16 protein-coding genes are annotated in these 18,377 nt (G+C 49.1%); 9 read left to right on the top strand and 7 right to left on the bottom strand.

What is annotated here, in order from left to right; all coding sequences use genetic code 11:
• Positions 1 to 27: 27 nt before the first annotated feature.
• From AC2204_RS11265 to AC2204_RS11240, 6 genes are read right to left on the bottom strand one after another with little or no spacing between them, the layout of a single operon-like run.
• A complete protein-coding gene (locus tag AC2204_RS11265; RefSeq protein ID WP_318925591.1) occupies positions 28 to 963 on the bottom strand; it encodes a hydroxymethylglutaryl-CoA lyase in 936 nt (311 codons plus the stop codon).
• Complete coding sequence (locus AC2204_RS11260; protein ID WP_318925590.1) at positions 960 to 3,227, bottom strand: acetyl/propionyl/methylcrotonyl-CoA carboxylase subunit alpha; 2,268 nt, start codon at positions 3,225 to 3,227, stop codon at positions 960 to 962. Before AC2204_RS11260 ends, AC2204_RS11265 begins: the two co-directional genes overlap by 4 nt.
• Positions 3,220 to 4,044, bottom strand: coding sequence for an enoyl-CoA hydratase-related protein (locus AC2204_RS11255; protein ID WP_318925589.1), 825 nt, complete (start codon positions 4,042 to 4,044; stop codon positions 3,220 to 3,222). The genes AC2204_RS11260 and AC2204_RS11255 overlap by 8 nt, the downstream gene beginning before the upstream one ends.
• A gap of 15 nt (positions 4,045 to 4,059) precedes the next feature.
• On the bottom strand, positions 4,060 to 5,664 hold the full coding sequence (locus AC2204_RS11250; RefSeq protein ID WP_318925588.1) for a carboxyl transferase domain-containing protein: 1,605 nt from the start codon (positions 5,662 to 5,664) through the stop codon (positions 4,060 to 4,062).
• 39 nt (positions 5,665 to 5,703) lie between these two features.
• A complete protein-coding gene (locus AC2204_RS11245) occupies positions 5,704 to 6,873 on the bottom strand; it encodes an isovaleryl-CoA dehydrogenase (protein WP_318925587.1) in 1,170 nt (389 codons plus the stop codon).
• 56 nt (positions 6,874 to 6,929) lie between these two features.
• Positions 6,930 to 7,307, bottom strand: coding sequence for a MerR family transcriptional regulator (locus AC2204_RS11240; protein ID WP_318925586.1), 378 nt, complete (start codon positions 7,305 to 7,307; stop codon positions 6,930 to 6,932).
• Between the two features lie 213 nt (positions 7,308 to 7,520).
• Between AC2204_RS11240 and AC2204_RS11235 the strand changes: the two genes are divergently transcribed.
• The 9 genes from AC2204_RS11235 (at position 7,521) to cutA (ending at position 16,712) form a co-directional block, all read left to right on the top strand.
• Complete coding sequence (locus AC2204_RS11235) at positions 7,521 to 8,720, top strand: acetyl-CoA C-acyltransferase (protein WP_318925585.1); 1,200 nt, start codon at positions 7,521 to 7,523, stop codon at positions 8,718 to 8,720.
• A gap of 26 nt (positions 8,721 to 8,746) precedes the next feature.
• Positions 8,747 to 10,240 (top strand): CoA-acylating methylmalonate-semialdehyde dehydrogenase, encoded by a 1,494-nt coding sequence (locus tag AC2204_RS11230; protein WP_318925584.1) that lies wholly within the window; start codon positions 8,747 to 8,749, stop codon positions 10,238 to 10,240.
• A 27-nt stretch (positions 10,241 to 10,267) separates the two neighbouring features.
• On the top strand, positions 10,268 to 11,437 hold the full coding sequence (locus AC2204_RS11225) for an acyl-CoA dehydrogenase family protein (protein WP_318925583.1): 1,170 nt from the start codon (positions 10,268 to 10,270) through the stop codon (positions 11,435 to 11,437).
• Between the two features lie 24 nt (positions 11,438 to 11,461).
• Positions 11,462 to 12,259 carry an enoyl-CoA hydratase gene (locus tag AC2204_RS11220; protein WP_318925582.1) on the top strand — a complete coding sequence of 266 codons (798 nt, stop codon included), beginning with the start codon at positions 11,462 to 11,464 and terminating at the stop codon, positions 12,257 to 12,259.
• 181 nt (positions 12,260 to 12,440) lie between these two features.
• The gene (locus AC2204_RS11215) at positions 12,441 to 13,607 is read left to right on the top strand and encodes an enoyl-CoA hydratase/isomerase family protein (protein ID WP_318925581.1); all 1,167 of its coding nucleotides are present in this window, start codon (positions 12,441 to 12,443) and stop codon (positions 13,605 to 13,607) included.
• A 33-nt stretch (positions 13,608 to 13,640) separates the two neighbouring features.
• Positions 13,641 to 14,546 carry a 3-hydroxyisobutyrate dehydrogenase gene (gene mmsB, locus AC2204_RS11210; RefSeq protein WP_318925580.1) on the top strand — a complete coding sequence of 302 codons (906 nt, stop codon included), beginning with the start codon at positions 13,641 to 13,643 and terminating at the stop codon, positions 14,544 to 14,546.
• Between the two features lie 20 nt (positions 14,547 to 14,566).
• Positions 14,567 to 15,325, top strand: coding sequence for an SDR family oxidoreductase (locus tag AC2204_RS11205; RefSeq protein WP_318925579.1), 759 nt, complete (start codon positions 14,567 to 14,569; stop codon positions 15,323 to 15,325).
• Between the two features lie 296 nt (positions 15,326 to 15,621).
• On the top strand, positions 15,622 to 16,278 hold the full coding sequence (locus AC2204_RS11200) for a Qnr family pentapeptide repeat protein (RefSeq protein WP_318925578.1): 657 nt from the start codon (positions 15,622 to 15,624) through the stop codon (positions 16,276 to 16,278).
• Between the two features lie 113 nt (positions 16,279 to 16,391).
• Positions 16,392 to 16,712: a divalent-cation tolerance protein CutA gene (gene cutA, locus AC2204_RS11195; RefSeq protein ID WP_318925577.1), complete on the top strand. Its 321-nt coding sequence runs from the start codon at positions 16,392 to 16,394 to the stop codon at positions 16,710 to 16,712.
• A 9-nt stretch (positions 16,713 to 16,721) separates the two neighbouring features.
• Here cutA and AC2204_RS11190 read toward each other — a convergent pair whose 3' ends face one another.
• Positions 16,722 to 18,368, bottom strand: a complete 1,647-nt coding sequence (locus AC2204_RS11190) for an electron transfer flavoprotein-ubiquinone oxidoreductase (RefSeq protein ID WP_318925576.1) — start codon at positions 18,366 to 18,368, stop codon at positions 16,722 to 16,724.
• Between the last annotated feature and the right edge of the window lie 9 nt (positions 18,369 to 18,377).

The following is an 18,377-nucleotide window of genomic DNA, read 5'->3' as shown; positions in this document are numbered from 1 at the left end:
GGTGGTAGCGACTGATCCAGAGGGGAGTTACCGCCCTTTTTTATTGGTGTCTTTTCTATATTGGTTTCGCGCAAGCAAAGCGAGTGATACTTTTGATGCGGGCTGTTTGTTTAATTTGCTGCAAATCTGCCATCCTGCTTGTGCCATTCTATTTAGATCTACACCTGTTTTTATCCCTAAGCCTTCACAAAGATAAATCACGTCTTCTGTGGCGACATTTCCACTGGCTCCGCTGGCATACGGACAACCACCTAAACCTGCAACACTGGCGTCGATAACATTTACCCCCATGCTTAATGCCTGGTAAATATTGGCTAATGCCTGTCCCCAGGTGTCATGAAAGTGTACTGCTAACTGATGTATGGGAATGTGCTGGTTTACTGCCTCCAACATTCTGGCAATACGAAGCGGGGTACCTGTACCGATGGTGTCACCGAGCGAGATTTCATAGCATCCCAACTCAATCAATACTCTTGCGACAGCAGCAACCTTTGCGGGGGGCGTTGGACCGTCATAAGGGCAATCGACAACACAAGATAAATAACCACGTACCGGGATCCCATTACCTCGGGCAAGCTCCATCAGCGGCGCAAATCGTTCCAGGCTTTCTGCTATTGAGCAATGGATGTTTTTATGGCAAAAGCCTTCAGAGGAAGAGGTAAATATAGCGACTTGATCGGCCCCTGCTTCCAGCGCCTGCTCGAATCCTTGAATGTTTGGTGTCAGGGCAGAATATACAATATTTGGCTTTCTGGCGATTTGCTGTAAGACCTGATTAGAATCGGCCATCTGCGGTACCCATTTGGCAGAGACAAATGAACCCGCTTCGATATGGCTTAATCCTGTTTCTGACAATTGATTAATAAGCATGACTTTATCGTCAGTGCTGACGCGTTGTTCATTCTGAAGGCCGTCTCTGGCACCCACTTCCACTAGGGTGACATATTCAGGTAGCACGCTCATTGTGTGTTTACCGTTCGCTCAATGTTGAGCAGTTGCTGGCCATGCTCGACTTGATCACCGGTGGTGAAGCGGACAGATTCAATAACGCCGTCGTACGGCGCTTTGACGGTATATTCCATCTTCATCGCTTCAATGATGAGAAGCGGCTGATCTTTATTAACTTTCTCTCCGGCCTTACAGTAAATGGCGGATATGACCCCATTCATTGGTGCTTGTGTGAGTGGCTCTTTTTTATCCTTCTGTTCCTTTGCGATGTAACCGTTCACCACAGAGCAGTAAGTGTCATGATTGGCCTGATAGAAAATATCGATCTGGTTATGGGTCTGGATTACGGTGAATTTCTCTTGTTGTTGGATGGCATTAATGCGCTGGCAAAGCTCAACCACCATTTGATTCGGTGAATGTGTATTTCTTCGCGGAATGTGCGTAATGGTGAGCGGACTGACTCGGTGTTGCTGGCTGTTTGTTTTTACACGGATAAGTTTTAGATCTGAGGTCAGTTTTTCCGGTTGTTCGCTAAGCTCAAATGTCAGTTCAAAGAGATGCCCATCACGGTCTTGCAAGCAGACGGTTTGTGACGCGGGTTGATTCATGCGCCATCCCACTATTGCCCATGGTGATTGAACCTGACGATAGGATTGAAGCGAGCAAGGTTGAGGTGAACCGAGCGGTATTTTTTGTTGCAGTTGCAATAAGTAAACAGCAGAAAACAATAAAGATTTCGCTATCAAAACAGCGGGGACAGTATCAGGTTGAATGGTTGTTAGTTCAATCATTGCAGAATTTTGATCCAGCAGAGCATTCTGATGTTGTTCAATAAAGGCTGTACTGATCTCTTCACGTGCAAAGGCGGGGTGGCTCACTAATCGGTGGAGATACTGGATATTGGATTTCAAGCCGATCAGCCGGTACTGTGCTAAGGCCTGCTTAAGGTGATAAATCGCAGCGGTTCGGTTTTCTCCCCAGGAGATAACTTTTGCAAGCATTGGGTCATAATAACTGGTGACAGTGTCACCATTCTGAATGCCAGAATCAATCCGAAGATGTTTATTTGGCTCGGGTTCACGCAGGTACGTGATGGTGCCTACCTCGGGGAGGAAGCCGTTATCCGGATCTTCGGCATAGACTCGGACTTCCATTGCATTTCCTTTCGGTACTATCTGGTGCTGGTGAAGGGGAAGCGGGTGACCTTCTGCAACCCTGATTTGCCACTCGACTAAATCTTGCCCGGTAATGAGTTCCGTTACGGGGTGCTCGACCTGCAAGCGGGTATTCATTTCCATAAAGTAGAACTGACTGCCGTGATTGCTCCCTGATGGATCGCTTTTTGACTGTTCAAGCAGGAATTCGATGGTTCCGGCTCCGGTATAGTTAATGGCCCGAGCGGCATTAACCGCAGCTTCCCCCATTTGTCGCCGGAGTGATTCACTCAATCCAGGAGCCGGTGCTTCTTCGACGATTTTTTGGTGGCGACGTTGAATAGAGCAGTCGCGATCTAACAGGTAAACGGTGTTTCCATGCTGATCGGCAAAAATTTGAACTTCAATATGCCTTGGATTTATCAGGTATTTTTCAATCAAAAGATGATCATCCCCAAAGGCCGCCATCGCTTCACGCTTGGCGCTGGCTATCGCTTCAAGCATTTCAGCGCCGACATTAACAATGCGCATGCCTTTGCCGCCACCACCCAGTGCCGCCTTTAATAATACGGGATAACCGATTTTCTCTGCTTGCTGCAGTAATATCTCCGGCTGGTTGCTATCGCCGTGATAACCGGGGATCAGCGGAACGTTGGCTTTTTCCATGATATTTTTGGCGTCTGATTTGGAGCCCATGGTATTGATTGATTCGGCGGATGGGCCAATAAAGAGGAACCCTTGTTTGTGGCAAGCCTCGGCAAATCCCGCATTTTCTGATAAAAAACCGTAGCCGGGATGAATGGCATCAACATGGGCTGCGTTTGCTGCAGCCAATAATGCATTGATGTTCAGGTATGATCCACGGGCTGCTGATGGCCCAATACACATCGCCTGATCTGCCATGGAAACATGCTTGGCATTGCGATCGGCATCGGAATACACCGCAACTGTTTCGATATGTAAACGTCGGGCGGTGGCGATAATTCGACAGGCAATTTCGCCTCGGTTAGCAATCAGAAGACGGTTTATTTTTCTGATCACACTGAGTTTCACCGTCTCTGCTGCATTAACAGACTGTGGTGGCTGAGCACGATTGATCACTGTCGGATCTGATGGCTTACTCATTTTTGCCACTCCATGCGGGGGGGCGCTTTTCAAAGAAAGCATTGACCCCTTCTTGTCCTTGTTCAGAGCTGCGGATCTCCGCGATCAAATCGCTGGTCAGTGTTCTCAGTTCAGAGTCTATCGCGTTATGTTCACAGACATGGCATAACTGTTTGGCTCTTGTCATTGCATTGGGGCTATTGGTAAGAATCGTTTGGGTTAAGCGGGTGAGTTGTTTTTCTAACGCACCGTTGAGCGTATCCGTGACAATATGAATGATATTCAATTGCCGCGCTGTTGCTGCGTCAAAATGCTCCGCCGTCAGCATATAGCGTCGGGCCTGTCTGACCCCCATCGCCCGGCAGACATAGGGGCTAATGGTGGCCGGAATTAACCCTAGCTTAACCTCACTGAGACAAAACAGTGCGTCAGAGCTGGCGATGGCAATATCGCAACAGCAAATTAGCCCCAAAGCGCCGCCAAATGCACTGCCGTGCACCAGTGCAATGGTCGGGTGAGGAAAGGTATCTAACACATGCATGAGTTGCGCAAGTTGCTTGGCGTCTTGGCGGTTTTCTTCGACACTTTTCTTGGCCATTGATCTCATCCAGTTCAGATCGGCCCCCGTTGAAAAGTGTTTACCAATAGCGCGTAATACCAGAACGTACACGGTGGGATCATTTTTTAATCTGTCCAGATGATCGAGTAGCGCCTGAATGACAACATCATCAAAAGCATTATGTTTGCTGGTCCGGTTTAAGGTCAGGGTTGCAATGCCCTTTTCATCGACGGCGCATAATACTTCTTGGGCCTGATCGGCGGTTTCGTGCTCTTTCATTACACCTCCTCCCGTTTACATGCGGAAAATACCAAACTGGCTCTCTGGGATCGGAGCCCGCAATGCCGCTGACAGCGCGAGTCCAACCACATCTCTGGTTTGCTTGGGGTCGATAATACCGTCATCCCATAGTCGGGCACTGGCAAAGTAGGGATGCCCCTGGGCGTCATAGAGTGTGACAATCGGCTGTTTAAAGGCTGACTCTTCATCGTCACTCCATATTTCCCCGTTACGGGCTTTGACATCGCGGGTGACTTGCGCCATCACGCCGGCAGCTTGTTCACCGCCCATCACAGATATCCGGGCATTCGGCCACATCCACATCATTGTGGGATTATAGGCCCGGCCACACATACCGTAGTTGCCCGCGCCATATGAGCCTCCGACAATCACGGTGAATTTAGGTACATCAGCACAGGCGACAGCCATCACCATTTTCGCACCGTGTTTAGCGATACCTTCAGATTCGTATTTTTTCCCGACCATGAAGCCGGTAATGTTCTGGAGAAAAAGCAGCGGGATCTTTCGCTTGGTACATAATTCAATAAAGTGCGCGCCTTTCAGGGCGGACTCTGAAAACAGAATGCCGTTGTTCGCAACGATACCGATAGGGTGACCGTGCAAATGAGCAAATCCGCAGATCAGCGTGCTACCGTATAAGGCTTTGAATTCATCCAAGTCGGAATCATCGACAATACGGGCAATCACTTCCCGGATATCAAAAGGCTGGCGCAGGTTTGTCCCGACAATGCCGTAGAGTTCATCGGCAGCATACTGCGGCGGAACAATGGTTTTTTCCGGTGGCTTAAGCTTTGGTGTATTGGTGCTGGCAATCGCCTGTCGGGTAAGGGCGAGGGCATGGGGTTCGTTTTCGGCGTAGTAATCAGCCACGCCCGATGTCCTGCAGTGCACATCGGCGCCACCGAGTGCTTCGGCCGTCACAACCTCACCCGTTGCGGCTTTTACCAGCGGCGGGCCCGCCAGAAAAATTGTTCCTTGCTCTTTTACGATGATCGACACATCTGCCATTGCCGGAACATAAGCACCGCCGGCGGTACAGAGGCCAAGCACAACGGCGATTTGCGGAATACCCTTGGCTGACATCCGAGCCTGATTATAGAAAATGCGGCCGAAATGGTCCCTATCGGGAAAAACGTCGGCTTGATGAGGCAAATTTGCGCCACCGGAATCGACTAAATAGACAGTGGGCAGATGGCACCGCTCGGCGATTTCCTGCGCACGAAGGTGTTTTTTCACGGTTAGAGGATAATAGGTGCCGCCTTTGACCGATGGATCGTTGGCGATGATCATACATTCAATGCCTTCAACCTGACCGATGCCCGCGACCACACCGGCACAAGGGATCGGCTCGTCGTAAACATTCCAGGCAGCAAACTGACTGATTTCCAAAAAAGGGGAGCCGGTATCGAGTAATTTATCAATTCTCTCCCGCACCGGAAGTTTGCCTTTTTCTCTTTGGCGAGCGAGAGCCGCTTTGCCGCCGCCTTGCATAATGACATGGAGATTGGACCGTAAGTTATCGACCAGCGCGGTCATTGCCTGATGATTTTCGACAAACTGAGGATCCAGTGGCTGAACCTTACTTTGAATAATTGCCATACTCGTCCTTATGGAAAGTAGTGTTATCGTGAACCGTTATTATTGCGATTCTTTAAACAGTTCACGGCCAATCAGCATCCGTCTGATCTCAGAAGTCCCTGCGCCTATTTCGTAAAGCTTGGCATCCCGCAGTAATCGTCCTGCCGGAAACTCATTGATATAGCCATTGCCCCCCAGTAACTGAATGGTATCCAGCGCGAGTCGGGTGGCCTGTTCGGCGCTAAAGAGGATCACGCCGGCGGCATCTTTGCGGGTCGTTTCGCCCCGGTCACAGGCAGCGGCAACGGCATACACATAAGATCGGGCGGCATTCATGCGGGTATACATGTCAGCGACTTTGGCCTGGACCAGCTGAAATTCACCAATAGAACGGCCAAACTGTTTACGGTCATGGATATAAGGCACGACTAAGTCTAAGCAGGCTTGCATAATGCCAAGAGGACCGGCAGCTAGCACGACGCGCTCGTAATCAAGGCCACTCATTAAAATTTTCACGCCATGATCGACTTCGCCAAGAACATTCTCTTTGGGTACTTCGCAGTTCTTGAATACCAGTTCGCAGGTGTTTGAACCGCGCATTCCCAGCTTGTCGAGTTTTTGTGCATGGCTGAAACCTTTGAAGTCGCGCTCGATAATGAAAGCGGTAATACCGTGGGATTCGGCCTCGGGATCCGTTTTGGCGTAAACCACCAAAGTGTGGGCGTCCGGACCATTGGTGATCCACATTTTAGTGCCGTTCAGAATGTAGCGGTTACCGACCAGCTGCGCTTTGAGCTGCATGCCGATCACATCCGATCCGGCATTCGCCTCACTCATGGCCAGCGCGCCAATTTGATTGCCATCAATCAGACCTGGCAGGTACTTGGTACATTGCTCTGCAGTACCATGGCGGTAAATTTGGTTTACACACAAGTTGGAATGGGCGGCATAACTTAACCCGACAGAGGCTGAGGCTCGGCTTATCTCTTCCATCACAACTACATGTGTCAAATACCCCATGTCGGCACCGCCATACTCTTCGCTGACGGTAACACCCAGTAAACCCATCTCACCGAGCATAGGCCATAAATGGTTCGGGAATTGATTATCCCGGTCGATCTTGGCTGCCATTGGAACAATTGTATGGGCTGCAAAAGCATTCACTTGCTCGCGAAGCATATCAATCGTTTCACCAAGGCCAAAATTAAGGGGGGTATAAGCAATTTTCATAACATCTCCTGGTTGTACCAAGCTTATGATGCGGTGTTGATGTCTAAGGGAGCGCACTATTCTGGCTTTGATCTATCCAGTGCCAGCTGACAGCGCTCGCGGGCTGTACTGAGTTCGCTCATCACCACAGCAATATCGTCTAACTGGCGTTGTAAGGTCATTTGCTTGCGGTCAATAATGGTCAGCATCTGGTTCAGCTGAGTATCGCTTTGATTGGTATCGTACAGTTCGAACAGCTCTCGGATTTCAGCTAACGAGAAGCCTAATCGTTTACCGCGCAGGATCAGTTTGAGCCTGATTTTATCTCGACGCTGATAAATTCGGATATTGCCGCGCCGGGCAGGATGCAGCAGCCCCATATCCTCATAAAAACGGATGCTTCGGGTGGTGATATCGAACTCTTTTGCCAGTTCGCTTATTTTGCAAGTCTCCACCTTATGATGCCCTCGGATCTGCATGGGGATTGGAAACGCTTTGGTACGTCGCTGTGCCGATCTGGGTCATAACCATACCGGATGGCATTGCTGGTTTGTTTCTTAACGTTTACGTAAATGTTAGTGCTATGCTTACGAAAAGGTCAAGAAATCGCAGTTTGGATTAGTGACTTAAAATATTGTTTGATTGCTGTCGTCAGAGAGGGCGAAGTGATGGAAAGAACAATCTGGATTGTATCGGCGAAGAGAACCCCGCTAGGCAGTTTTCAGGGGCAGTTCAAAACCTTGTCAGCACCGCAACTCGGACAGCATGCCATCAGGAGCGTGCTGGATGCGATATCGCTCCCTCCTGAGTCTATCGAAGAAGTTTTTATGGGATGTGTGCTGCCTGCCGGGTGTGGCCAGGCACCGGCTCGTCAGGCTGCAATCCATGCCGGTTTACCCTATTCGACAGGTTGTACCACCATCAATAAAGTGTGTGGCTCCGGTATGAAATCGGTGATGCTGGCACATGATCTGATTAAGGCGGGGGGGATTCAGGCGGCGATTGCGGGGGGGATGGAAAGCATGACCAATGCGCCTTATTTGCTGAAAGAAGCGCGCAGCGGGATGCGGTTAGGGCATCGAACAACATACGATCATATGTTCTTAGATGGCCTGGAAGATGCCTATGAGGGAGAACTGATGGGTGTCTATGCCCAGCAGGTAGCAGATAAGCTGGGTTTCACCCGCTTGCAAATGGATGAGTGGGCAACGATGTCGGTTCAACGCGCATTAGATGCGCAAAAACACCATCTTTTTGCTGATGAAATTGTTCCTGTCCCTGTTTTGACCAAACATCATGAGGTGATTATTGACCGTGATGAGCACCCCGGAGAAATCAGTACCGATAAAATACCGACACTGAAACCAGCGTTTGCAAAGCATGGCACTGTGACGGCGGCGAATTCCAGTGCTATTTCTGATGGCGCAGCAGCATTAGTTCTCATGGATGCCAATATGGCCAAAGAACTGGGATTAGTTCCGCTCGCGATTATCAAAGGGCATGCCTCTCATGCCCGTCAACCCTCTGAATTTACCCTTGCCCCTGCTTTTGCCATCAGGCAGCTATTGTCGTCGCTCGATTGGTCGATTGATGAAGTCGACCTTTGGGAAATTAATGAAGCCTTTGCGGTCGTCACCCAAATAGCGGTGCAGAAACTCGGTCTGGCAGCCAGTAAAGTGAACATCAAAGGGGGGGCATGTGCGCTGGGCCATCCTATCGGTGCCAGTGGGGCCAGAATACTGGTAAGCCTGATTTATGCATTGAAGCAATTACAGTCATTATCTGCTGTTAACAGGCCAGTGCGAGGTGTTGCATCGCTGTGCATTGGTGGCGGGGAAGCAACAGCCATCGGTATTGAAATTCCGTAACAGTGTAACAATGTAAGGAAATGACCATGATTCAGCCTGTTCCTCTCTTTATTAACGGCGAGTTTCGTCAATCTGTATCAAAGCAGTGGATTCACGTTACCAATCCGGCCAGCAATGACATTATCGCCAACCTGCCTTGCGCGACAGAAGCGGAAGTGTCAGAGGCTGTTGCAAGTGCCGCCCAAGCATTTTTGCAATGGAAAGACGTTGCAGTGTCCGATCGGGCCAGGCTCATGCTCAGGTATCAGCAGCTGCTAAAAGAACATCATGATGAGCTGGCCAATATTGTGTCTCAAGAGACCGGGAAGGTTATTGCCGATGCCAAAGGGGATGTTTGGCGTGGTATTGAAGTGGTAGAGCAGGCCGCCAATATAGCCAGCCAGATGATGGGGGAAATGGTTGAAAATGTAGCCGAGGGCATTGATACCTATTCAGTCACTCAGCCCTTGGGTGTTTGCTGCGGCATCACACCGTTCAACTTTCCGGCCATGATCCCGTTATGGATGTTTCCGATAGCGATTGCCTGCGGTAATACCTTTGTGTTGAAGCCTTCTGAGCAAGTGCCATTAACTTCGGTGCGGCTGGCTGAACTGTTTGAGCAAGCGGGTGCTCCCAAAGGTATCCTGCAGATAGTCCATGGCAAGAAAGAGCAGGTCGATTATTTACTGTCACACCCTGATATCCGCACCGTGTCATTCGTCGGCTCGGTTCCCGTTGCCCGCTATATTTATCAAACCGGCACCCATAACCTAAAACGGGTTCAGGCCTTTGCTGGTGCCAAAAATCATATGGTGATCATGCCAGATGCGAACAGAGAACAAGTGATCAATAATTTGGTGGGATCATCGGTTGGTGCGGCCGGACAGCGTTGTATGGCAATCTCTGTCGCAGTGTTTGTGGGCCGGGATAAAAGCTGGATCGCTGATTTGAAAAAGGCGATGGCAAAAGTAAAACCGGGTGTGTGGAATGATGCTTGTGCCGGATTCGGCCCTTTGATCAGCCCGCTAGCGAAAGACCGAGTGCTACATCTTATCCAACAAGGCAAAGATCAAGGGGCAGTATGTGAACTTGATGGAAGCCAATGTGGCGTCGAGGGATATCCGAAAGGTAACTGGGTGGGACCAACGCTGTTTAGTGGGGTCACAACGGAAATGTCGGTTTATCAGCAGGAAATCTTTGGCCCGGTATTGATCTGTCTGGAAGTCGATAGTCTTGAAGAGGCCATCGCTTTGGTCAATGCCAATCCGTATGGTAATGGGACATCCATTTTTACGGCCAGCGGTGCGGCGGCCAGAAAATATCAGCATGAAATTGAGGTCGGCCAGGTCGGTATAAATGTCCCTATTCCTGTTCCTCTTCCTTTCTTTTCGTTTACCGGCTGGAAAGGCAGTTTTTATGGTGATTTACATGCTTACGGAAAGCAGGCTGTACGCTTTTATACCGAAACCAAAACCGTTACCGCGCGCTGGTTTGATGACGATATTTCGACCGGGCCGAATCTGACTATTCAGCTGAAGTAGTTAAGTGGTTAGGTATGGGAGACAGTTATGGACTTTGAGCTGAATCAAGATCAACGCGCCTTCGCCCAAACAGCGCGCCAGTTTGCAACTGAACGGCTTAGTCCGATGGCCGCTGAATGGGACGAGAAACAGATCTTCCCGAAGGAGGTACTGAAAGAAGCGGGTGAGCTGGGTTTTCTCAGCCTTTATACCCCGGCGATCCAAGGTGGGTTAGCCCTTAGCAGGTTAGATGCCTCAATTGTTTTCGAGCAACTCGCGATGGGCTGCACGTCAACCACCGCATTCATGACCATCCATAACATGGTGACCTGGATGATTGCCAGCTTTGCTACTGACGAGGCCTGTGCGGAGTATTGTCCGCAATTGATCGCAGGAGACTGGCTGGCTTCGTATTGCTTAACCGAGCCTGAAGCCGGTTCAGACGCCGCATCGCTGACGACCTCGGCTAAGCGTAACGGCGAAGAATACATTCTTAATGGCGCGAAAACCTTCATTTCCGGTGCGGGTGAAACGGACGTGCTGGTGGTGATGGCAAGAACGGATGATGTTAGGCCTGAAAATGCCAATGCTAAAGGCATCTCTGCTTTCATCGTGCCAGCCGATGCCAAAGGGATCCACTATGGACGGAAAGAGCCCAAACTGGGCTGGAACAGTCAGCCGACCCGGGCCATCACATTTGAAAGTGTGGCGATACCCGCCCGCAACTTGTTAGGGCAGGAAGGAGAAGGCTTCAAATTTGCCATGAAGGGGCTTGATGGCGGACGAATTAACATTGCGACCTGCTCTGTCGGTACGGCCCAGCAAGCATTAAACCAGGCAAAGCAATACATGACTGAGCGAAAACAATTTGGCAAAAGCCTGGCTCAGTTTCAGGGGCTGCAATTTAAAATCGCGGATATGGCAACTGAATTGGTCGCGGCAAGACAATTGGTACGGTATGCCGCCAGTAAGCTAGATCGCCAGGATCCGGAAGCAACGGCGTATTGCGCGATGGCTAAACGCTTTGCGACCGATGTCGGGTTCACAGTCTGTGATCAGGCGCTGCAACTGTATGGGGGCTATGGCTATATCAAGGAATATCCCCTTGAACGTTATTTTCGTGATGTCCGGGTGCATCAAATTCTTGAAGGCACCAATGAAATTATGCGCCTGATCATTGCCCGTCGGCTGCTTCGCGAAGGCTGCGAGTTGTTTTAATCGGGTATTACTTGGAGAAAGCTCATGTCAGGAAATGAAGGCTTGGTTCAGACCACGCTAGAGGTTGAAGTTAATAACCATGTGGCGGTGATCACCATGAATAACCCGCCGGCAAATACCTGGACGGCAGACAGCCTGAAAGCGCTAAAAACCGTAATACATTCTTTGAATGATATAAAAAAGGTGTATGCCTTGGTGATCACCGGTCAGGGAGACAAGTTTTTTTCGGCAGGTGCAGATCTTAAGCTGTTTGCTGACGGCGATAAAGCGATAGCGGGCGACATGGCACGTTGTTTTGGCGAAGCGTTTGAAACCTTATCAGCATTCCGGGGGGTGTCAATCGCCGCTATTAACGGTTATGCCATGGGCGGGGGGTTAGAAGTGGCACTGGCATGTGATATTCGGATCGCCGAACAACAAGCCATAATGGCATTACCAGAGGCAAAAGTCGGCTTGTTGCCCTGTGCGGGCGGAACGCAAAATCTGGCCTGGCTGGTCGGTGAAGGCTGGGCAAAGCGTATTATTTTGTGCGGCGAGCAAGTTACTGCCGAACAAGCACGTAATATTCGATTAGTCGAAGAGGTTGTGGCGCAAGGAAAAGGCTTGGAAGCCGCGATAAAGCTGGCCGAATCGGTGGCAAATCAATCTCCGTCATCGGTGGCTGCCTGCAAGGCATTAATTCAAAATTGCCGCAGCGCACCGTTGCAACATGGCCTGATGAAAGAACGGGAACTGTTTGTCCGTCTGTTCGATACCGAGGATCAAACCGAAGGGATACAGGCCTTTTTGCAAAAACGTCCGCCAAACTGGAAAAATCGGTAGAGATATTTATTAGTACTACATCACTGACGTTTTGACGAGTTCAGTAAACCAGTTTCGTCATACCATAAAGTGAGGAACAAACTTCTACGGAATCTAAACAGTAGAACATTGTCATACATTTCAATTAGACTGAAAAGAGTTTGAATTAAAAAAGACAGTATATTAAGAGGTTGGAGACGGCATGACAGGAAAGGTCAGTTTTACAGAATTGGATTGCAGCAGTGGCCATAGAATTGGCGTGGCAGAGCTCGATAATACGGCATCGCTCAATGCACTCACTCTGGATATGCTAAAGCAACTGAAAGAAAAACTAGAGCAATGGCAGGCCGATGATGACATTGTTTGTGTGTTCCTTGCCGGTGCGGGAGAAAAGGCCTTCTGTGCCGGGGGCGATGTACGCGCCATGTACCATGCCATGCAGGCTGACTCGCTAAATAAAGTCAATAATAAAGTCAATAAAAGTGAAACAGAAGTCAGCATCGCGCAGGCGTTTCTCACTGAGTATTTCGCCGTGGAATATGGCTGTGATTACTTGATCCATCGCTATCGAAAACCCCTTATCGTCTGGGGTGACGGGATTATTATGGGGGGAGGGGTCGGCTTATATATTGGCGCCAGTCACAGGGTAACAACCCCTAAAGCTCGTCTCGCGATGCCTGAAATCAGTATTGGTTTGTACCCCGATGTGGGGGGAACCTGGTTTTTGAATCAGTTACCGTCTGGAATTGGTTTGTTCCTTGCTTTAACTGGCGCACCAGTCAATGCCAGTGACGCGTTAGATCTCAAGCTTACCGATCATTTGTTATTGCCAGAACACAAACACATGGTGTTGCAGCAATTACAGACAAGTCCCTGGCATAGTGTTGAAGACAGCCACACACTGGTGACTGAGTTACTTGATAATTTGGGTAAATCAGCCGTTCGTCAGTATCCGGCCAGTCAGCTTATTCCTTACTTTGCACAAATTCAGGCGGCATGCAGCGGTGTTGATCTTAATGTGATTTGTCAGCAGATCGCAGCGATTGATGGGATGGGGCGCTGGTTGGAAACCGCTAAAGCGACATTAGCTTCAGGCAGCCCTATTACGGCTCATATATGTTTCAGGCAGTTAACTCAATATCAAAAGTTATCACTGGCCGAATGCTTCAAACTTGAACTAACAATATCCGTTCGCTGTGGATTACTCGGTGAATTTGAAGAGGGTGTCCGGGCTCGGCTCATTGATAAATGCGACGAACCGAACTGGAAGTTCAAAACGGTTGAAGAAGTCGATCCGTCTGTGATTGATACCTTATTTACACCCTTGTGGTCTGATGCAGAACATCCATTAGCTTATCTTGATACATAAGTATCACTTAACCTCAAACTGGGGAGGCGTTTCATGACTACCATTGCATTTATTGGGCTGGGTAACATGGGCAGTCCGATGGCGAAAAACCTGATTTCTGCAGGTTTTAATGTTCAAGTGTTTGATATAAATACAAAGGCTGCAAAGAAAATGGAGCCTTTTGGGGCAATGGTTGCAGCCACCTTAGAAGAAGCGGTGAAAGGCGCTGATACTGTTATTAGTATGTTGCCGACCGGCGTGCATGTACGCGCCGTTTATCTCGGCGATCATCACGGAGGCGTGGGGCTGATCAATCTTGTCAGTAAAGGTACCTTTTTGATTGATTCCTCAACGATAGATCCCGACTCTGCACGTCTTATTGCGAATGAAGCCGTGAACAAAGGGCTCGAATTTGTTGATGCGCCTGTATCCGGCGGTGTCGCCGGTGCTGAAGCCGCAACGCTGACATTTATCGTCGGCGGAACCGAAGCGAACTTTCATAAAGCACAAACAGTATTGCAGTATGTCGGTAAAAAGATCTTTCATGCAGGTAAAGCCGGTGACGGACAGATGGCAAAGATCTGTAATAACCTGATGCTTGGTATTTTAATGTCGGGCACTTGTGAGGCATTAAGTCTCGGGATAGATAATGGCCTCGATCCGAAAGTGTTATCAGACATTATGCTGCAAAGCTCGGGGCGTAATTGGGCGCTAGAACTTTATAATCCTTGCCCCGGTGTGATCGACAATGTGCCAGCCAGCAAAGAGTACCAGCCTGGCTTTATGGGTAAATTGATGCTGAAAGATCTGGGATTAGGAATGGATGCGGCAATTCAAAGCCAATCAGCGATCCCAATGGGGACCTTAGCCAGAAACCTTTATGCCTTCCACAATGCGAACGGAAACGAAGAGTTGGATTTCTCAAGTTTATTTCAGTTTTATCGCCACCAAGCTAAATAACCAGTTGGAGGGGGAAATCGATGGATATCAAAGAGAGCGTGATTGCCATAACAGGAGCTGGGCAGGGGTTAGGTCAAATGATGGCCGTGACCCTCGCAGAGGCTGGTGCCGAGTTGGCATTGATAGATGTCAATGAAGAGGGGTTGCGTAAAACTCAACAGCAATGTCATATGCTCAGCACCAAGGCCATGATTTACAAAGTGGATATCACGAGTGAGCAGGGCGTTGAGCAGACCTTTAACCAGATTGTTGACGATTTTGGCCAGCTGGATGGATTGATCAATAACGCCGGTGTACTTCGAGATGGGTTACTGGTGAAAGTTAAAGATGGCGAGATGAGCAAGATGTCGCTGGAACAATTTAATACCGTCATGAATGTGAATGTCACGGGGACTTTTTTATGCGGTCGCGAAGCAGCAGCAAAAATGATTCTTACCGCGCGAAAAGGCGTGATTATCAATATTTCCAGCGTTGCGCGGGCCGGTAATATTGGCCAGACCAACTATTCCGCATCAAAAGCGGCCGTTGCGACCATGGCGGTGTGTTGGGCAAAAGAGCTGAGTCGATATGGTATTCGGGCCGCGGCTGTCGCCCCAGGCATTGTGCGAACGGCAATGGCTGAACAGTTAAAACCCGAAGCTATGGAACGGTTGGAAAAAATGGTGCCGGTTGGACGCATCGGTGAAGCCACTGAAATCGCTCATGCAGTGAAATTTATTATTGAAAGTGATTATTTTACGGGGCGGGTACTGGAAATTGACGGAGGGATGCGGATGTAGCGCCGGCCCCCGGGGTAGTAACAGGCCTGTCTATGTTTCAACCATTAAGGGTCTGTTTGGGGCTATTTCGCTCAAGCATCATATATGCGGGCAAAAGCCCCCTTAGGCAGCGGCAAGTTATAAAGCTGTCTGGCTATCTCGATTTATTTTGTTTTCTCAGCTGCGGGCTTATTTGGTGCCTTTAAAGGGGGGATTGTAAGCTGTTAGTTTAATTCTGTTTTTATGGTATTTATTGCTGGATTTTGAGCGGGTTTTAGCGGTAATCTTCCCCTAACTTGGGCAGCCAAAAGCAGTAAATGATGATTACAAATCAAACATATTCAGGACAGGATTTTTCGAACAAAAACCTGCAGTTTTCCGTTTTTAAGCAATGTAAATTTTTCCGTTGTAACTTCACCCGGGCAGATCTTACCGAGGCTGAATTTATCGACTGTCAGTTCATTGAACGTGGCGAGCTTGAAGGCTGCCAGTTTGAATACGCTAAGTTAAAAGATGCCAGTTTCAAAGACTGCGATTTGAGCATGGCTGATTTTAAAGGCGCGCAATGTTTTGGTATCGAATTCAGAACCTGCAACCTTAAAGGTGCGAATTTCACCCTGGCAAATTTTGCCAATTACATCACGCAGAATACGTATTTTTGTTCTGCTTATATCACCGGTTGCAATCTGTCTTATGCCAATCTTGAGAATCAACGTTTAGAAAAATGTGACCTGTTCGAAAACCGCTGGAATGGGACTAACTTGATGGGTGCTTCGCTCAAAGGGTCAGATCTCACTCGGTGTGAATTTTCGGCAGATATCTGGGGGCAGTTTGTAATTGAAGAGTGTAATTTATGCCACGTCGACCTGACGGGGCTAGATCCCCGGCGCGTAAACTTAAAAGGTGTCACGATATGTGACTGGCAGCAGGAACAATTGCTGGAACCGCTAGGTGTGATTGTTACTCCGGGCTAGTCGCGAGCTCCTGTTTGCAGGAAGAAAAATGAAGGGAGCGGAATTGCTCCCTTTCTATTGTTAGATAGCCAAACCTATACTTAACAGGAAACGGATAAGTGCGGGGCAATGAAATGTTTGAACATAACTATTGTATGGTGATGACAACGTTTACTGATGAGTCGACCGGAAAAAAGATCATCGATTCACTGCTTGAAAAACGTCTGGCGGCGTGTATTCAGGTGCAGGAGGTACTCAGTTACTACCATTGGAAAGATGAGAGCTGTTGTGATCGGGAGAAACTGGTACTGATCAAAACTAAAAAGCGACTTTATCCTGAGGTGGAAGCGGATATTATTGCCAATCATGACTATGAAACCCCGGAAATTGTACAACTTCCGATCACCAACGGATCTAACGGTTATCTCAGCTGGATTGACGCTGAGTGTAAATAGAATCCGCCATCACATATTCGGATAATTTGGCCCGCCGCCGCCTTCAGGGCAAACCCAGGTAATATTCTGAGAGGGATCTTTGATATCACAGGCTTTGCAATGTATGCAGTTTGCCGCATTGATCTGGTGTATGGGTTGCCCATTTATGGTGACTATCTCATAGACTCCTGCAGGACAATAGCGCTGGCTGGGTTCGTCATAGAGTGGAAGATGGTTCCTGACTGGGAGCTGCTCATCGGCTAACAGCAGGTGGCAGGGTTGGTCCTCTTCATGGCGTGTCGCCGATAAATAAACCGATGAGGGTTTATCAAAACTTAAGATGCCATCGGGCTTAGGATAAATGAGCGGCTTGTATTGATCGATAGGTTTAAGACACAGGTGATCGGCCAGTTTGTCTTTGAACGTCCATGGCACCCGGTGATGAAGAAGATTATGTTCCAGTGTCGCCAGTGCCCCACCGACAAGCTCACCAAACAGATGAATTTGAGCGCCGAAGTTGCGGGATTCATTGAGCTCCTGATATAACCAGGAATCGTTAAACCGGCGTTGATAGTCCGGTTCGGTTTGGCTGTTCCCTTGCTGTAATTCGTCAAAAATAGCTTCAGCTGCCAACATGCCCGATTTCATGGCCGTGTGGCTGCCTTTAATTTTGGCGAAGTTTAAGGTTCCGGCATCACAGCCAATCAGTAATCCACCGGCGAATTGCTGCTTGGGTAAAGAGGATAACCCGCCTTTTGAAATCGCCCTCGCTCCGTAAGCAATGCGTTGGCCGCCCTTGAGGTAGGTGCTGAATTTAGGGTGGTGCTTCAGACGCTGGAATTCATCGAAAGGGCTCAGGTAAGGGTTGGCGTAATTGAGGTCGACGATTAACCCCACGGCAACTTGGTTATGCTCCAAATGGTAGAGAAAGCTGCCGCCGGTCGTCCCCGTTTCACTTAGCGGCCAGCCGACGCCGTGGATCACCAAACCTGGCCGGTGGTGATCTGGCGGTATTTCCCACAACTCTTTTAAGCCCAAGGCATAATGCTGCGGTTGCTTGCCCTGATCGAGCTGGAACGTGGCTATGAGCTGTTTGCCGAGATGCCCGCGGGAGCCTTCGGCAAAGACCGTGTATTTGGCTTTTAATTCGATACCCGCTTCAAAGTTTGCTTTCTGTTGCCCTTGTTTATCTAATCCCATGTCTGATGTGACAATGCCTGTTACCGCTCCATTCTCATTGTAACGGAGGCGCGATGCGGCAAAGCCGGGGTATATTTCTACACCCAGCTGCTCAGCTTGTTGTGCCAGCCAGCGGCACAGGTTCGCAAGGCTGATCACGTAATTGCCCGCGTTCTTCAGTGTATTGGGCCGCAGGGCGTGGAGAACATTAAAATGATTGAACCTGTTGGCTAAATAGCAAAACTGATCGTCTGTCACTGGAGTATCGAGCGGGGCCGCGAGATCTTCCCAGTCAGGAAAGAGTTCGTCTAACGCTCTGGTTTCGAAAACCGCCCCGGAGAGAATATGAGCCCCGACTTCAGCGCCTTTTTCGACCACGCAGATAGTGAAGTCTTGCTGATGTTGTTTAGCTAGCTGAGCCAGCCGACAGGCCGTTGCCAACCCTGCGGGTCCTGCACCCACAACGACAACATCGAATTCCATATATTCTCTATTCATGCTGTAAAC

The sequence above is a fragment of the Photobacterium sp. genome (assembly GCF_057456235.1).
This window is presented reverse-complemented; position numbering and strand designations above follow the sequence as displayed.

Excerpts from the sequence above, each read along its gene's own strand:
- AC2204_RS11265 (WP_318925591.1), bottom strand. The coding sequence starts at position 963 with ATGAGCGTGCTACCTGAATATGTCACCCTAGTGGAAGTGGGTGCCAGA.
- AC2204_RS11260 (WP_318925590.1), bottom strand. The coding sequence starts at position 3,227 with ATGAGTAAGCCATCAGATCCGACAGTGATCAATCGTGCTCAGCCACCA.
- AC2204_RS11255 (WP_318925589.1), bottom strand. The coding sequence starts at position 4,044 with ATGAAAGAGCACGAAACCGCCGATCAGGCCCAAGAAGTATTATGCGCC.
- AC2204_RS11250 (WP_318925588.1), bottom strand. The coding sequence starts at position 5,664 with ATGGCAATTATTCAAAGTAAGGTTCAGCCACTGGATCCTCAGTTTGTC.
- AC2204_RS11245 (WP_318925587.1), bottom strand. The coding sequence starts at position 6,873 with ATGAAAATTGCTTATACCCCCCTTAATTTTGGCCTTGGTGAAACGATT.
- AC2204_RS11235 (WP_318925585.1), top strand. The coding sequence starts at position 7,521 with ATGGAAAGAACAATCTGGATTGTATCGGCGAAGAGAACCCCGCTAGGC.
- AC2204_RS11230 (WP_318925584.1), top strand. The coding sequence starts at position 8,747 with ATGATTCAGCCTGTTCCTCTCTTTATTAACGGCGAGTTTCGTCAATCT.
- AC2204_RS11225 (WP_318925583.1), top strand. The coding sequence starts at position 10,268 with ATGGACTTTGAGCTGAATCAAGATCAACGCGCCTTCGCCCAAACAGCG.
- AC2204_RS11220 (WP_318925582.1), top strand. The coding sequence starts at position 11,462 with ATGTCAGGAAATGAAGGCTTGGTTCAGACCACGCTAGAGGTTGAAGTT.
- AC2204_RS11215 (WP_318925581.1), top strand. The coding sequence starts at position 12,441 with ATGACAGGAAAGGTCAGTTTTACAGAATTGGATTGCAGCAGTGGCCAT.
- mmsB (WP_318925580.1), top strand. The coding sequence starts at position 13,641 with ATGACTACCATTGCATTTATTGGGCTGGGTAACATGGGCAGTCCGATG.
- AC2204_RS11205 (WP_318925579.1), top strand. The coding sequence starts at position 14,567 with ATGGATATCAAAGAGAGCGTGATTGCCATAACAGGAGCTGGGCAGGGG.
- AC2204_RS11200 (WP_318925578.1), top strand. The coding sequence starts at position 15,622 with ATGATGATTACAAATCAAACATATTCAGGACAGGATTTTTCGAACAAA.
- cutA (WP_318925577.1), top strand. The coding sequence starts at position 16,392 with ATGTTTGAACATAACTATTGTATGGTGATGACAACGTTTACTGATGAG.
- AC2204_RS11190 (WP_318925576.1), bottom strand. The coding sequence starts at position 18,368 with ATGAATAGAGAATATATGGAATTCGATGTTGTCGTTGTGGGTGCAGGA.